The sequence below is a fragment of the Candidatus Limnocylindria bacterium genome (assembly GCA_036523395.1).
In the GTDB taxonomy this organism is placed as follows: domain Bacteria; phylum Chloroflexota; class Limnocylindria; order P2-11E; family P2-11E; genus CF-39.
Window position 1 is genome coordinate 19,618 of the sequence record DATDEH010000124.1, and the last position, 14,697, is coordinate 34,314.

Here is a 14,697-nt window from a genome sequence, read left to right on the forward strand (position 1 = left end):
TTGGATTTCACCATCCGAGGTCCCGCTCAACGCGCGCTCGGGATCGCGAATCCGCTAAAGTCCGTCCGCGTGGCAGACAGAAAGAAAAAGGTCGTCGTCATCGGCGAGGACGACGAGCCGATCGCGGTGTTACTGCGCGACGCCATCAGCGATGAGCCTGGATACCAAGCGGTGGTCGTGTCGGACGGCGCGCTGGTGCTCGAGACCGTACGCCAGGTCCACGCCGACCTCCTCATCCTCGACATCATGATGCCCGGTCTGAGCGGTCTCGAGGTCTACGACCGCGTCCGCGAGGATTCGAGTATCCGCGACATGCCGGTGCTGTTCGTCAGCGCGAACCTCCCGCTGTACGACCCCGAATTCAAACGGCGGAACATCACGACCGTCCTCACGAAGCCGTTCGATCTCAACGATCTCCTCCAGCGCGTGCGATCGCTCTGCCCGGCATGACGGGCAGCCGCGCACACAGCGCGGCGGATGCGGCACGATACGCGACCCTCGCCGGTGTCGCCACGCAGACCGCGGTCGCGGTCGGTGATGCGATCGTGCAGACCGAGGTGCAGATCGTGACCCGGAAGAAGGGCCGCGCCAACTTCGCGACCGCGGCCGACCACGCGGCGGAGAAAGCGATCATCGCGCGTCTTGCCGCGCACGATCCCGCCATACCTGTGCTCGCGGAGGAGAGCGCGAAGGCTAGGGTCCGCAGGGCCGAACGCCTGTGGGTCGTCGATCCGATCGACGGGACGCTGAACTTCAGCCGCGCGATCCCGTTCTACTGCGTCGTCATCGCGTACGTCGAAGGCGGACGGACGCGCGCGGCCGCCGTGCACGCGCCGCGCACCGGTGAGACGTTCACCGCCGCGGAGGGACGTGGCGCGACACGCAACGGCGTCGCGATCAGCGTTGGGTCCGTCACGAAGCTGTCGGAGGCGTTCGCTGTCGCGAGCCTCGCGTTCGGCGTGACGAAGAAGAAGGACTCGCGCTTCGTCGTGCTGAACTCCACGTGCGCGCGACTGCGGGTACTGGGGACCGCAGCGCTCGAGATGTGCTACGTCGCGATGGGGACGTTCGACCTCTTCGTGCACGAAGCGCTCTCGCCGTGGGACGTCGCCGCGTCGGCGTTCATCGCGCGCGAGGCGGGCGCGAGCGTGCTGTCGCTCAAGACCGGCGAGGATGCGGTGTGGGACGAGCGTCAGATCGTGATCGCAAATCCAAAGCTCGCGCGTGTGGCGATGAAGCTACTGAAGCGCCCATAGAATTGACCCTTGCGCCGGAGTGGCGAAATGGCAGCACGCGAAGGATTCAAAATCCTTTGGGCGCAAGCCCGTGAGGGTTCGACTCCCTCCTCCGGCACACGCTCGTCCGAAGAGATCTAAGGCTCGTACGTCGAGGCAGAATCGTCGATTCGTCTGCAACGTACCGACGCCAAACGTCGTGCTTCCGTCTCAGGTGAGGCGCCGAGGTATCTGCGTAAAGCTGAGTAAGTAGCTCGCGCGACGCTATCTTCGCGAACTCGAGCTTGTAGAGCGGGTGCTTGCGGGTCGCCCGATCGTCAACGCTGATTGCGCCACGGACTGAGAACGCACCATCCAGGCGTCTGGCTAGCCACTCCAAATGGGGTCTGCTCGCCGAGTAGAAACGCGTGACGAGTCGCGATGCCTTGTGGTTGGGATACCGCCGACGATTCGGTGCATGCCAGTAGCAGAGGATCGAACCGTCACCGTCGAGAAGACCCCGCGCCAGAGGCGCCAGGTGCTCGTCAGGTACATCGATCGCGGACAGTTTGAGGTCTTACGCGGCATCAGCCCGAAGCTTAGAAACCACGAGTGCAGCGGCCGGGTCGTGGATAGCGACCTGGTTCGTCCAAACACCGAAGCCACCGGGCTTGCGGTAGATCCGCGGTTGACGTCGCACGGCCGTTTTGAACTGATCGATGAGATCAAGCTCCTCCGATGTGAAGGAAACAATCGGTCTTCGGCCGTCCAGACACCCGTCCGTAGCGATGAGGCCGACTGCATATGCCGTCGCGGCCGACCAACTCCAACCAGTTTCGTGGTCCACGAGAGCTATGAGAGCGCATTAGGAACGATTTGTTAGCGCTTGACCACGGCTGTTTCATGCGACAAGCAGTCCCACGTTTGTGCGACACGCCTTACAGCGGTAGGCGCACTGTCACCGTCGTTCCCTTGTCCTCGCCGGGGCTCTCGAGCTGAAGCGAACCGCCGTGCGCTTCGGCGACGAGCTTCGCGACATGCAGGCCGATCCCCATCCCGGCGAACGTGGATGCCTTCCCCGCCCCCCGGGTGAACGCCCCACCAAGCCGCGACAGGTCGCCCTCGGGGATCCCGATGCCCTGGTCCGCGATGGCGATCTCCGCCGCTCCGTTCTTGCGCGCGAGCCGCACCGCAACCTGCCCACCGCGAGGCGAATATTTCACCGCATTCCCCACGAGATTCATGAGCAGCTGGTCGATCCGCGCCTGGTCACCGTCGTACGTGAGCGTCTCGGGCGCGTCGATCGCAAAGGAGTGCCGACCCTCTTCGCGCGTCGCGGCGACGTAGCGCCCAACGACATCGCGCAGCTCTCCCGCGAGGTCGAACGGCGCGTTCTCCAATTCGAGCTTCCCACGGCCGGCGCGCGACACGGAGAGAAGGTCGTTGACGAGGCCATTCATCCGATCGACCTGGCGCTCGATGGACTCCAGATTGCGCTCCAGCGCCTCGAGATCCATCGGAGTGCGGCGGTCCCGCGAACGCCGCAGCCGACCGAGCTGCAGCTGCGCGAGCGCCTTCAGCGGCGTGAGCGGGGTGCGCAGCTCGTGGGAGACGATCGACAGGAACTGCTCGCGCTCCCGATCCATCTCGTTGAGCTGTGTGAACAGCCTGGCGTTGGTGATCGCGATGGAGGCCTGGGCGGCGAGGATGTGCGCGAGATCGCGATCGATCTCGTCGAAATCGCGGTCCGGGCTCCGCGTGTAGATGTGGAGCGCCCCAAGCAGCTCACCTTCGCGAGCGATCGAGAGGGCGAGGACTTTCGCCAGGCCCTCGGCGCGGATCAATTCCGGGTTCCCGAGCGGCGCCGTGCGCAGGTCGCGCACCGCCACCGAACCGGGACGCTGGTAGTGGCGCAGCGCACGTTCGAGCGGGATGCGTTGGGACGCGGCGTAGTGGTCGGACAGGCCGCTGTAGCCACGGATGACAAGAGCGTTCTCTTCGTGGTCGACGACCATGAGCGACGCCGCGTCCGCGCTGTCCAGAGACCGCGCGGCATGCGCCACGGTCATGTAGAGCCTGTCCAGATCGAGGATGCCGAGCATCTCGACGGTGACCTCGTGCAGACGCCCGAGACGGTCGCGCATCGTCACGCCGGAAGTATCAGTCCGATTGGGTCGGTCGCGCGCGTGTAACGCACCGCTAAAGCGGTAGGACGACCTCGACCACATCGCCGCCGACCTCGTTGGCGACGGCCTCGGCGAGCTTGCGTGAAGGCAGCGCGCGGAACGACGTCGGCACCCGCCGCACGCCCCCCGCAGCACGCGGCAATTCGAGGATCACCACCGCAGGCCCGGCGTGCGATCTGAGGACCTGCTGGATGCGCTGAAAGATCGCGATGGACCGTTCGTAATCCAGAGCCTCGCGAAAGCGGATGACAAGCTCCGAAGGCGGATCCGACGAGCTCGCGGGCGAAGTCGAGGACGGCGACGGGGCAGCTGAGGCTGGCGGCGAGGAGGCTGACAGCGGGGAGGCGGGTGACACGGCGGGTGTCGTCTCCGAGGCCGACCGTTGAGCCGGCGACGACAGGGAGGGGTTGCCCCGTGAGGTGGGAGCCGGCGAGTAGGTCGGCCGAGAAGACGATCCCGCCGGGGCAGGACCCGCCGACCCGCCAGCGGTCGAGCCGTGGCCGTTCCCATTCGCCGGCCTCATGAACTTCGCCCGCTTCGCGAGGCTCTGACGGCGCTCGTCGGCGACGCGGCGGATCTCAGCGATCCCGGCGTCGTCAAATCGCACGGCGTGCTCGCACAACAGCTTCGGCGCCTCGTCGCGCTGCTCGACGCGGGCGAGGACGAGCAGGATCTCGTCGGTGTTCCAGAGCGATGCCGTCGCCTCATAGGTGCGCGGGAAGACCGTGACCTCGGTCGTGCCGGTGAGGTCCTCGACCTGCGCGAACATCATCAGCTTCTTCTCTTTGGTGATGTGCTTTCGCGCGCTCGTGACGACACACGCGACCGTGACGAGCTCCTCCCCCGCCTCCTTCAGCTCCGCGAGATACGCCGTGACGACGTCGCCCATGCGCTCGGCCATCCGCTGCAGCGGGTGCTCCGAGAGGTAGATCCCGAGCAGCTCCTTCTCCCAGCCAAGGAGCTCGCGCTTCGGAGCTTCCGGGCCGTTCGGGAGCGGCTGCGCCACGATCTCGTCCGCCATCCCGAGGCTGGCGAAGAGACCGACCTGGCCGCTCTCCCGATCACGCTGCTCGCGCTGCGCGGTCGCGAGGGCAAGATCGAGATGACCGATCTGCACCGCGCGCGGTCCGAACGCATCGAGCGCGCCGCATTTGATCAGCGACTCGAGGACACGCTTGTTGCAGCGCTGAAGATCGATCCGCCCGCAGAAATCGTCGAGCGAGCGGAACGGGCCGTCAGCGCGACGCGCTTCGATGATGCTCTCCACCGCGCCGGCACCGACGTTCTTCACCGCGCCCAGTCCGAAGCGGATCCCCTTCGGAGTGATCGCGAATCCGAACTCCGACTCGTTCACGTCCGGCGGAAGGACGGCGATGCCCATGCGCCGGCACTCCGCGACGGCGATCGCGATCCGCTCCGAGTTGCCCATGTCGGACGAGAGCACCGCGGTCATGTACTCGAGCGTGTAGTTGGCCTTCAGGTACGCGGTGTGGTACGCGATGACTCCGTAGATCGCGGCGTGCGCGCGGTTGAAGCCGTAGCGCGCGAACGGCTCGAAGTCCCTCCAGACCTGCTCGATCACGTCCGCGTGCACGCCGTTGCGTAAGCAGCCCTCGACGAACTTCATCTTCTGCGCGTCGAGCTTCTCGCGGATCTTCTTGCGGATCGCGAAGCACAGGACGTCGGCCTGCGAGAGCGTGAAGCCGGCGAGCGCCTGCGTCACCGCCATCACGTCCTCCTGATAGACCATCACGCCGTACGTCTTGCGCAGGACCGGCTCGAGGAGCGGATGCGCGTACGTCACCGCCTCCTGGCCGTGCTTGCGGCGGATGTACGCCGGGATGTAGTCCATCGGGCCCGGGCGGAAGAGCGCGACCATCGCCATGACGTCCTCGACGCGGTCCGGCTTCAGGTCGCGGATGTGCCGGCGCATGCCCGCGGACTCCAGCTGGAACATGCCCGTTGTCTCCCCGGAGCCCAGCAGATCGAACGTCTTCTGGTCGTCGAGCGGAATGCGCGCGCGGTCGATCTCGATCCCGCGCGAGGTCTTGATGAGCTTCAGCGCCTCGTCGAGGATCGTGAGGTTCGAGAGCCCGAGGAAGTCGAACTTGAGCAGGCCGAGCTTCTCGAGCGACTTGTCTTCGTACTGCGTCTGGATCGCGGACGTTCCCTTCGAGCGTTCGAGCGGGACCAGATTGATCAGCGGCTCGGCGGTGATGACCACCCCGGCGGCATGCGTGCCGGTCGATCGAACGAGCCCCTCGACCTTCTCCGCGAGGTCGAGGAGGCGCCCCACGTGCGGCTCCTGCTCCAGTTGCTGCAGCTCGCCCACCATCCGGCGTGAGTCCTCGAGCGTGACGCCGAACGGGATCGTCTTCGCGACGCGGTCGGCCTCGCCATATGGCATCCCGAGCACGCGCGCGACATCACGGACGGCCGCGCGCGCGAGCATCGTGTTGAACGTGCCGATCTGCGCGACACGATCGGCACCGTACTTCTCCGTGACGTAAGCGATGACCTCGTCGCGGCGATCGTCCATGAAGTCGACGTCGATGTCCGGGAGGGTGTACCGCTCGAGGTTCAGGAAGCGGTCGAAGATGAGGCCATATCGGATGGGGTCGATGTCGGTCAGGTCGATGACGTAGTTCACGAGTGATCCGCCTGCAGAGCCGCGGACGGCGGTCAGGATGCCGTGCTCGCGCGCGTAGCGGATGAAGTCCTGGACGATGAGGATGTAGCCCGAGTAGCCGAGCTTGCCGATGACCGACAGCTCCTTGTCGAGCCGCTCGCGCAGCTCGGGCGTGATCGCTCCGTACTTCGCGACCACGCCCGTCTCGGCCATCGCGCGCAGGTGCTCCTCGGGCGTTGTGCCTGCGGGCACTTCGAAGGCCGGAAGTTGCAGCTCACCCAGTGGAAGCTTCAGGTCGATCATCTCCGCGATGCGCACGGTGTTCGCGATCGCCTCCGGGTCATTTGGGAAGAGAACAGCCATCTGCTCGGCGCTCTTCAGATAGAGCTCGGGGTGATCGATCATCTTGAGGCGGTCCTGCGTGTCGATCGTCTTCCCGCTCTGGATGCAGACCATCACGTCCTGCGCCTCGGCGTCCTCCGCGTGCACGTAATGGATGTCGTTCGTGGCGACGAGCGGGATCCCGGTCCGCCGAGCCACCTCGCGTACGCCCTCGAGCACGGCCTCCTGCTCGGTAACGCCGTGCTGCATCAGCTCGAGGAAGTAATTGCCGGCGCCGAAGATCTCCTGATGCTCGACGGCGACCTTGCATGCCGCTTCGACGCCCTCGTCCTGGATCGCCCGCGCGAGCTCCCCCTGCAGGCAGGCCGACAGGGCGATGAGCCCTTCGGAGTGCTGTCTCAGGATCTCCTTATCCATGCGCGGCCGGTAGTAGTAGCCGTCGAGATGGGCCGTGGTGACGAGCGATACGAGGTTGCGGTAGCCGGTGAAGTTCTTAGCCAGGAGCACGAGGTGAAACGGTTTCCCGTGACCCTCGAGGCGGGGATCGCGCTCGAAGCGATTCGTGCGCGCGACGTACGTCTCGACGCCGAGGATCGGCTTGATGCCGGCCTGGTTGGCCGCCACGAAGAAGTCCACCGCCCCGTAGAGGGCGCCGTGATCGGTGAGCGCGATCGCCGGCATCCCAAGCTCCTTCGCGCGCGCGACGAGGTCGGAGACGCGCGAAAGCCCATCGAGGAGGCTGTATTCGCTGTGGGTGTGGAGGTGGACGAACGATCCCGTGATGACGATCCCCATCCGCTGGTAGGAAGCCCCGCGGCAATGACGAGTCTAAGCGCTCAGCGCGGGACGTAGATCCAGAGCGTTCCCTCGTGGCGATCGAGCCGGTAGCGATCGAGCACGGCGGCGGCGAGGTCCGCCGGCCAGCGCTGCTGCTCGAAATGCGCGGCATCGGCGAGCCTATCGAGCGGAACATCGGCGACGACCGCGGCGAATCCGCCGCTCCGCACACGCGGGGTCACGTCATCGACGCGTACGCCCAGAGCGACGAGCCGAGCCCATACATAGGAGTCGTCGATGATCGGCTCGATGCCGGCGGCGATCAGCGGCCCGCTGTCCTCTGCGTAGATCGGGCCGGCCGGAAGCGACGACGCGGCGTGGGTCCGTGAGGCGAGGATGTCCTGCGCGGGTGGCGCGAATGGTCCGATCGTCGAAAGGATCAGCGTTCCGATGAGCTGCGCGGCAAAGAGCGCGGGCGCGCGGCCACTCCGGGTCGCGACCGTCGGCGCGAGCGCGAGGCAGGATGCCGCGGCGAGGTCGAGGAGGTAGTTGATCGTCGCCCCCTCATGCCCGCCAAGAGCCACGACCGCGAGAGCACCGATGAGATACGCGCGCATCCGGCCATCCGCCGCGAGACCGGCGAAGACGACGAACGACCCGATCAGCACCAGGCCGAGGACCACGAGCAGGACCGGATTGCGGATGTCGTATGGGAACGAGTTGTAGAGCACGAGATGCTTCCAGAGCCCAGCCGCGTCAAAACGAATGAGCACGAGCACCAGCACGGCGAGCGACGCGGCGACAAGCGTCGCGCCGAATCGCAGCGCGACGTGCCGCTCCCGCCACAGGAGATACACCAGCACGAACGCGAGCGGAACCGCGGCAGTCGGCTTCGCGGCGATCGCCAGAGCGGCGAACAGGCCTGCGAGCGCCGCCCTGCGCGGATCGGGCGACGCGGTCACGATGGCGAAGGCCGTGAACGCGACCGCGATCGGATCGACGCGCGCACCGCTCCCCCACGAAGCGACTGGAAACAGCGCGAGGAACGACAGACCGAGCGCAGCGGCGATCGGCGGCGTGGACCGCGCGCGCCATGCCACGAGCGCCGCGACGCCGCACAGCGCGACGATGTTCGCGATGCGGAGCGCGGTGAACGGACCGAGCGATGCTCCCAGCGCTTCGATGACGTACGCGAGTGGCGGGTAGTTCGCGCTGACGAACGTTCCCGCCGCCTCTGACGCATAGGGATCCCCGCCACGCGCCACCATCTGCCCGGCGTGCGCGACCGCGCCCTCGCCGTATCCGGTCGACACACCCGACGCGACGACGGTCACCCAGTCGATCAGCGTGAGGCCGGCCGTGATGAGCGCGACGACACCGAGGAAGAGCCACGGAGCGTTCGCAGCCGTGACGAGCCGCGTCACCCTCTCAGGGCGCGGTGCGTGTGATGTTCACGACGAGCGCTCGATGATCCGACGACAGATTCGTGTCGGCGGTGGTGTGCGCCTGCGCGCCGACGACACCGAGCCCCCAGACGTAGTCGATCCGCTTCGGAGGGTCATCGCCTGTCGTCGTGGGCCCGGCTGACTGCCCGAGGTCCTGGAAGCCCGCCTGATCGAACAGCCGGATCTCGATGTCGCCCGGCTCGGCGTTGAGATCTCCGGCCACGACGACCGCCTTCGCGTCGCCGAGCTCCCGTAGGATCGTGCGCACCTGGTCCTGTCGCACGAATGTGCCGTCGCTCGTGTGATCCAGATGCGTCCCGACGACGAGCAGGTCGCCGATCTTGACGAACAGCGCGCCGCGCGGCTGGTTCCGCATCGTCGGCCCGGGCGCATACGAGACTCGCTTGATGACCTCCATCGGATATCGCGACAGCACCGCATTGCCGTACAGATCGCCGATCGTCGGCAGGAACGTGTAGTACATCTCGAGCTTCTGTGCGAGCACCGACAGGACATCGTGCTGCTCGTCGATCATCCAGCCACGCACGACCTCCTCCAGCACGAGCACGTCAGGCGACTCGGTGGCGACGGTCGCGACGATCCTGTCGAGCGACGGGATCTGGCCGGCGTCGAAGCCCTGATGGACGTTGTACGTCATGAGGCGGAACGTGACCTTCGGCGGCTGCGGGTCGGCCGTCATGGGCGCGCTCAGGAACGCAAGCAGTGGCACCGCCGCGCCGACGGTGGCGGCAGCGACCGCGAGCGGCGTTCCGAGGCGGACGACCGGCGTCGGCGCGACGAGCGTCGCGAGCACGACGACCGCGGTCGCAGCCCACACCGCCGGCTGTAGCGCGAAGAACGCGTAGAACCCGAACGCGGTCCCGACGAATACGAGCCAGCCGAGCGACAGCGCGAGCACGGGACCGGCCGGCGATCCCGCGGGGACCTGCGGTGCGCCCAGGATCGTCGCCGCGGAGATCACGATCCCCGCCGCGAGGAACAGACCGCCGGCGAGAGAGAGGACAGGGAGGTGAGACCACAGCAGGGCACCGCCGATCGCGAGCGACGCGGCTCCGATGAAACGGTTCGGTCCGAAGCGCACCAGGGCGAGCGCGCCAGCGGAGAGTCCGAAGCCCACGATGATCTGGCCGATCTGCGTCGCGCGAGCCGGCTCCGGCCCGAGGCCGAGCCCGCCCGCGAGAGCGACCTGAGCCCCGTTCGTGCCACCGGTCTCCGCGACGAGGACGAGCGCGGGCGCGGCGATCAGCGCGAGGGTTCCCACGAGATTCGGTCTGGTCCACTGCCGCTCGGCGGAGAGCGAGGCGAGGCCGGCGGCGCCGAACACCAGCACGGCGACGAGGACGATCCCCACCGCGACCGGGAAGGCGAGGTCGACCACCGGCTGCGTACGGAGCGCAGCGCGAAGCGCCAGGTCGGCGACGAACGCGATCGGCAGCGCGCGAGCGAGCGCCGGCGGCGCGTCCGCGACCCGAGAGCTGTGGAACAGCGCGAGCCACCAGAAGCCGGCCGCGAGCGCTACGACCGACAGCGCAAGGTCGAGCCAGTTGCTCCGTGAGGCCGTGAGCGCCAGCGTGGCGATGCCGAAGATCACCCCGCTCAGACCGACGGCGCGCCGCGGCCCCAGGCGCGCGCCGACGAGCAGCGCGAGTAAGGAGGTCGCGAAGACCGCCGTCGCGGCCACGCCGAGGTTGGTGTTCGGGGCGCCGAAGAACGTCAGCTGGAACGTCGAGCTGAACGTGCGGAGGTCTGCGAACAGAAAGAGGAGCCCGATGACCCCGAAGGTCACCCCGCCGATCACGCGCGGGAGTCTATTGCCTGGCCCCAGCGCTGAGGGTTGACTACCGGTGGCGATCTAGCGCGCTTCGGCTCGCCACAGCTGCGCGAGCTCCCGCGTCGCGTCCTCGACGTAACCGCGGACCATTTCGATGGCGCTGAACGTCGGATCGTCGGCCATCGGCCCGAGCACCAGGGCCCCCGCCGGGTCGCTCTCGACGACGATCGGCAGCGTGATCGTGCGGCCGCCGCGGGCGAGACGCTCGAGCGCGAGCGAGGCCTGCCAGTCGAGAGCGGGCTGCGCGATCTCGTGGATCGTCGGGGCGGGGACGATACGGGCCTCGCGCATCGCACGCGCGATCGCGTTGTAGCGCTCGTCGATCGGGATCGTGAACTTTCCACTGGTGATGCCGAGCGCGTAGTCGAGCTCGCGCGCGACATCGGAGTCACTGACGAGCTCGCCGCGCAGGACACCGGCGCCCGGATCGAAGCCCATAAGGAACGCGGTCGCGAATCCCGCGCCGGCGGAGCGCCTCAGGAGATCGGCGAGGACCGTCTCCGCGCTGCGCTGCTGGGGCCGATCGGGCGCGGCTGGCACGAGCGCGGTCGGACCAGCTTCGCTCGATGAGGGGACGTTCGAAGGCGGTGGCTGGAAGCGCCCGGAGAGCCGCACCTGACCGAAGCGCGGCGACGCGACCTCGGCGACCGCGGCGATGAGCCGGAGCTCGTGATCGGAGAACCCCTCCGGCCGAAAGGTCTGCACCGTCATGACGCCGAAGACTTCCCCCGCGCCGACGAGCGGGACCTGCAGCACGGCGACGTCGCGACGCCTGACGCTAGCGCCGTCGCGGATCGCGAGATCTCGTTTGAAGACGTGCCAGCGACGATCGTGTCGCGCCGCGTAGCAGCCGGGCCCGTCGTCGACGGCCTGACGACCGAGCTCCGATGCATCCGCCTCCGGGCCGAGCACCTTGTAGCGGTACGCGACCTCGGTGAGAGCGATGTGGAACAACGAGACCGAGAACGCCGAGGCATCGGTGATCACGTTCATCACGTCGCGCAGGATCCGCCCGACGCTCCGGGCGTCGTGCGCGTCCTCGAGCGACTTGCGGACCTCTTCCACGACGAGATCGACGCTGTCGCTCCGGCTCATCGGTTCGGCGTTGGGCGCCTCGGGTTCCGGCGCGCTCAACTCCGTCGCGGTCTCCGAGATGAGCGTCAGCCGCGGGTCGCGATGCGGTTCGGGCTCGACCGGCGGCGCGGGCGGCGGCGTGAATACCGAAGACTGCTCGACCTCGACCGGGTAGTGCGGGACACTCGGTGCGAACAGTTCGCCTGCCATCGCCGACGCGATCAGCTCGCACGCGAGGTCGAGCGCCTCGCGCGTGTGCTGCGCCAGCTGCTCGCGCGTGATGAACGTGCCGAGAAGGACGCCGACAGTGTGTCCCTGAGCGACGAGACGCGCGATGAGCAGACGCGGCGGGGCGCCGACCCACTCGGCCTGATAGGGGACGGGCCAGTCGAGAGCGAGCGCGCGATTCGCGGGAAGCGCGTCGTCGGGGAGGTTCAGCGTCGTGAGCCGGCGATCGTGGAGCCACGGCATGCGTCCGACCTGGACGATCGCGCTGTCGTTGGCGGGAGGCTGACGGACCACCGCAACGCCCATGAGGAACGGCACGCTGTTGAGGAGGATTCGAAGTGTGGCCTCGACCGGGGGCGTGACTGGTGCGGCGTTCAGCGGCGTCGGCTCCGTACTCGTCGGGGCCGAGCCATGTTCGGCTCCGGTCATACGCTCGGCCACTGCACCCAAACCGAAGTGTCCTTCCCGCCACGCCCGCCCGTCATCCTTGTTGTAGTCCGGCCGGTACCGGTGGGGTCCTCACCGTTCGGGGGATATCTCAATGCGCCGAGGTCCCCCCATCCACGAGCAGGGTCTGTCCGGTGATGAAGCTCGCCGCGGGCGACGCGAAGAAGACCACCGCGCCCGCGACGTCCTCGGGCGTCCCGAGGCGTCCCAGGGGCGTGCGCGCGACCTCTTCCTCGCGGAAAGCAGGGTTCCGACCCATCCGCTCGCGCGTCAGGTCGGTCTCCACCAGGCTTGGGCCGACGGCGTTCACGGTGATGCCGTGTGGCGCGAGCTCGAGCGCGAGCGAGCGCGTCACATTGACCACGGCGCCCTTCGCCGCGCTGTAGGCGACCCGCTCGCGCCTGCCGACGACACCGTAGATCGACGCGATGCTCACGATCCGGCCGCCGCGCCGCGCCGCGATCATGCGCGCCGCGGCCGCCTGGGTCACGAAGACGAGGCCTTTCAGATCGATGTCGAGGACCGCGTCCCACGAGTCCGCGTCGAGCGTGACGAGATCCTGCGGGATGTTCGTGCCGGCGTTGTTCACGAGGATGTCAACGCTTCCCCACTCGCGGTCGATGCGCTCGAAGCAGACCCGGATCGACGCTTCGTTCCGGACCTCGAGCAGCAGCGCGAGCGACCGCCGTCCTTTTGCGCGGAGCGCAACGGCGACCGGCTCGGCGTCGTCGCCGTTCCGCGATGTGACAGCGACATCCGCGCCGGCGTCGGCGAGGGCAAGCGCGACCGCCCGACCGATCCCGCGGGACCCTCCGGTGACGAGCGCGCGCTTTCCTGCAAGTCCAAGCGGTGCGGACATCTGTGCGTGTGCGAGCATACGGGCGATGGCGACCGCGTCCGTCGAAGTTCGCATCCCGGACGACGCACGCGACACCGCTGGACTCGCCTCGGAGCTGCTCACCAAAGAGGCACAGGATTTCCTGATCCGCCTGCATCGCGAGGTCGAGCCCACGCGTATCGGTCTCCTCGAGACGCGGCAGGAACGATGGCGCGAGCTGCGCGAAGGCGGAACGCTCGACTTCCTTCCTGACTCCCGACCCCTACGCGAATCGGAGTGGACGGTCTCGCGCGTTCCGGCCGACTTGCGCACGCGGAAGGTCGAGATCACCGGCCCGACCGATCGCAAGATGGTGATCAACGCGCTGAACTCCGGCGCTTCGGTGTACATGGCTGACTTCGAGGACGCGAACACACCCACGTGGCGCAATCTCATCGAGGGCCAGCGCAATCTGACGGACGCGATCGACCGCACGATCGAGTTCCGCAACCCCGACGGCCGCGTGTACAGGCTCAACGAGAAGACCGCGACGCTCGTCGTCAGACCGCGCGGGTGGCATCTCGACGAGAAGCACTTCCTCGTTGAGGGGCGGCCGATCGCCGGCGCGCTCTTCGACTTCGGCTTGTACTTCTTCCACAACGCGAAGCGGCTCCGCGCGAAGGGGACGGGCCCGTACTTCTACCTCCCGAAGCTCGAGAGCCACCGCGAGGCGCGACTATGGAACGAGATCTTCAAGTGGTCGCAGGACGAGCTGCACATCCCGCGCGGCTCGATCAAGGCGACCGTCCTCGTCGAGGTACTCACGCTCGCGTTCGAGATGGACGAGGTCCTGTACGAGCTACGCGAGCATTCGGGCGGACTGAACGCCGGACGCTGGGACTACATGTTCAGCATCATCAAGAAGTTCGCGGGACGGCCGGAGTTCATCCTGCCGGACCGCGCGCAGGTCTCGATGACCGTCCCCTTCATGCGCGCGTACACCGAGCTGCTCGTGAAGACCTGCCATCGCCGCGGCGCGTTCGCTCTCGGCGGCATGGCCGCGTTCATCCCGAACCGGCGCGACCCCGCGGTGACCGAGGCGGCGCTCGCGAAGGTGCGCGACGACAAGGTGCGCGAGGCGAACGACGGCTTCGACGGGACGTGGGTCGCGCATCCGGATCTCGTCGAGACCGCCATGACCGAGTTCGACCGCGTCCTCGGCGACAAGCCGAACCAGCTCGACCGCCGCCGACCTGAGGTCGTCGGCCAGGCGAGGCAGCTGCTCGACATGAAGATCCCGGGCGCGACGATCACCGAGGCCGGACTGCGCACGAACGTGAGCGTCGGCATCCAGTACATCGCGTCATGGCTGCGCGGGACCGGGGCCGCGGCGATCAACAACCTCATGGAAGACGCGGCGACCGCGGAGATCTCGCGCTCGCAGGTGTGGCAGTGGGTGCACCACGGCGTGCCGCTCGCGGAGGGCGCGACGGTCACGCGCGAGCTCGTCAAGAAGATCGAGCAGGAAGAGGTCGCGAAGATCCGCAGCACCGTCGGCAACGAGGCGTTCGGCAACGGACGCTACGGCGAAGCGGCCTCGCTCTTCGACGACGTCGCGCTCTCGCCGGACTTTGCGGAGTTCCTCACCCTCCCTGGATACGAGCGCGTCGACTAGCGATCGGCACC

General features: G+C 67.6%; 9 protein-coding genes and 1 tRNA gene. 4 read left to right on the plus strand and 6 right to left on the minus strand.

What is annotated here, in order from left to right:
- Positions 1-69 precede the first annotated feature (69 nt).
- The 3 genes from VI056_15660 to VI056_15670 all read left to right on the plus strand — a co-directional run bounded on the left by VI056_15660 (position 70) and on the right by VI056_15670 (position 1,353).
- A complete protein-coding gene (locus tag VI056_15660; GenBank protein ID HEY6204457.1) occupies positions 70-450 on the plus strand; it encodes a response regulator in 381 nt (126 codons plus the stop codon).
- A complete protein-coding gene (locus VI056_15665; GenBank protein ID HEY6204458.1) occupies positions 447-1,256 on the plus strand; it encodes an inositol monophosphatase in 810 nt (269 codons plus the stop codon). The genes VI056_15660 and VI056_15665 overlap by 4 nt, the downstream gene beginning before the upstream one ends.
- A 13-nt stretch (positions 1,257-1,269) precedes the next feature.
- A tRNA-Leu gene (locus tag VI056_15670) sits at positions 1,270-1,353 on the plus strand.
- A 799-nt stretch (positions 1,354-2,152) separates the two neighbouring features.
- Here VI056_15670 and VI056_15675 read toward each other — a convergent pair.
- The 6 genes from VI056_15675 to VI056_15700 form a co-directional block, all read right to left on the minus strand.
- Entirely contained in the window at positions 2,153-3,358 is a 1,206-nt protein-coding gene (locus tag VI056_15675) for a GAF domain-containing sensor histidine kinase (protein ID HEY6204459.1), read from the minus strand.
- A gap of 55 nt (positions 3,359-3,413) precedes the next feature.
- Entirely contained in the window at positions 3,414-7,166 is a 3,753-nt protein-coding gene (locus tag VI056_15680; protein ID HEY6204460.1) for a DNA polymerase III subunit alpha, read from the minus strand.
- A 41-nt stretch (positions 7,167-7,207) separates the two neighbouring features.
- Positions 7,208-8,572 (minus strand): hypothetical protein, encoded by a 1,365-nt coding sequence (locus VI056_15685; protein HEY6204461.1) that lies wholly within the window; start codon positions 8,570-8,572, stop codon positions 7,208-7,210.
- Between the two features lie 4 nt (positions 8,573-8,576).
- Positions 8,577-10,412, minus strand: a complete 1,836-nt coding sequence (locus VI056_15690) for an endonuclease/exonuclease/phosphatase family protein (protein ID HEY6204462.1) — start codon at positions 10,410-10,412, stop codon at positions 8,577-8,579.
- Between the two features lie 54 nt (positions 10,413-10,466).
- Positions 10,467-12,188, minus strand: a complete 1,722-nt coding sequence (locus VI056_15695; GenBank protein ID HEY6204463.1) for a GAF domain-containing protein — start codon at positions 12,186-12,188, stop codon at positions 10,467-10,469.
- Between the two features lie 97 nt (positions 12,189-12,285).
- Positions 12,286-13,053: an SDR family NAD(P)-dependent oxidoreductase gene (locus VI056_15700; GenBank protein HEY6204464.1), complete on the minus strand. Its 768-nt coding sequence runs from the start codon at positions 13,051-13,053 to the stop codon at positions 12,286-12,288.
- Positions 13,054-13,078: 25 nt separating this feature from the next.
- Here VI056_15700 and aceB point away from each other — a divergent pair, with 25 nt between their 5' ends.
- Positions 13,079-14,686, plus strand: coding sequence for a malate synthase A (gene aceB, locus VI056_15705; GenBank protein ID HEY6204465.1), 1,608 nt, complete (start codon positions 13,079-13,081; stop codon positions 14,684-14,686).
- Positions 14,687-14,697: the final 11 nt, after the last annotated feature.

Excerpts from the sequence above, each read along its gene's own strand:
- VI056_15665 (HEY6204458.1), top strand. The coding sequence starts at position 447 with ATGACGGGCAGCCGCGCACACAGCGCGGCGGATGCGGCACGATACGCG.
- VI056_15675 (HEY6204459.1), bottom strand. The coding sequence starts at position 3,358 with ATGCGCGACCGTCTCGGGCGTCTGCACGAGGTCACCGTCGAGATGCTC.
- VI056_15680 (HEY6204460.1), bottom strand. The coding sequence starts at position 7,166 with ATGGGGATCGTCATCACGGGATCGTTCGTCCACCTCCACACCCACAGC.
- VI056_15700 (HEY6204464.1), bottom strand. The coding sequence starts at position 13,053 with ATGTCCGCACCGCTTGGACTTGCAGGAAAGCGCGCGCTCGTCACCGGA.
- aceB (HEY6204465.1), top strand. The coding sequence starts at position 13,079 with ATGGCGACCGCGTCCGTCGAAGTTCGCATCCCGGACGACGCACGCGAC.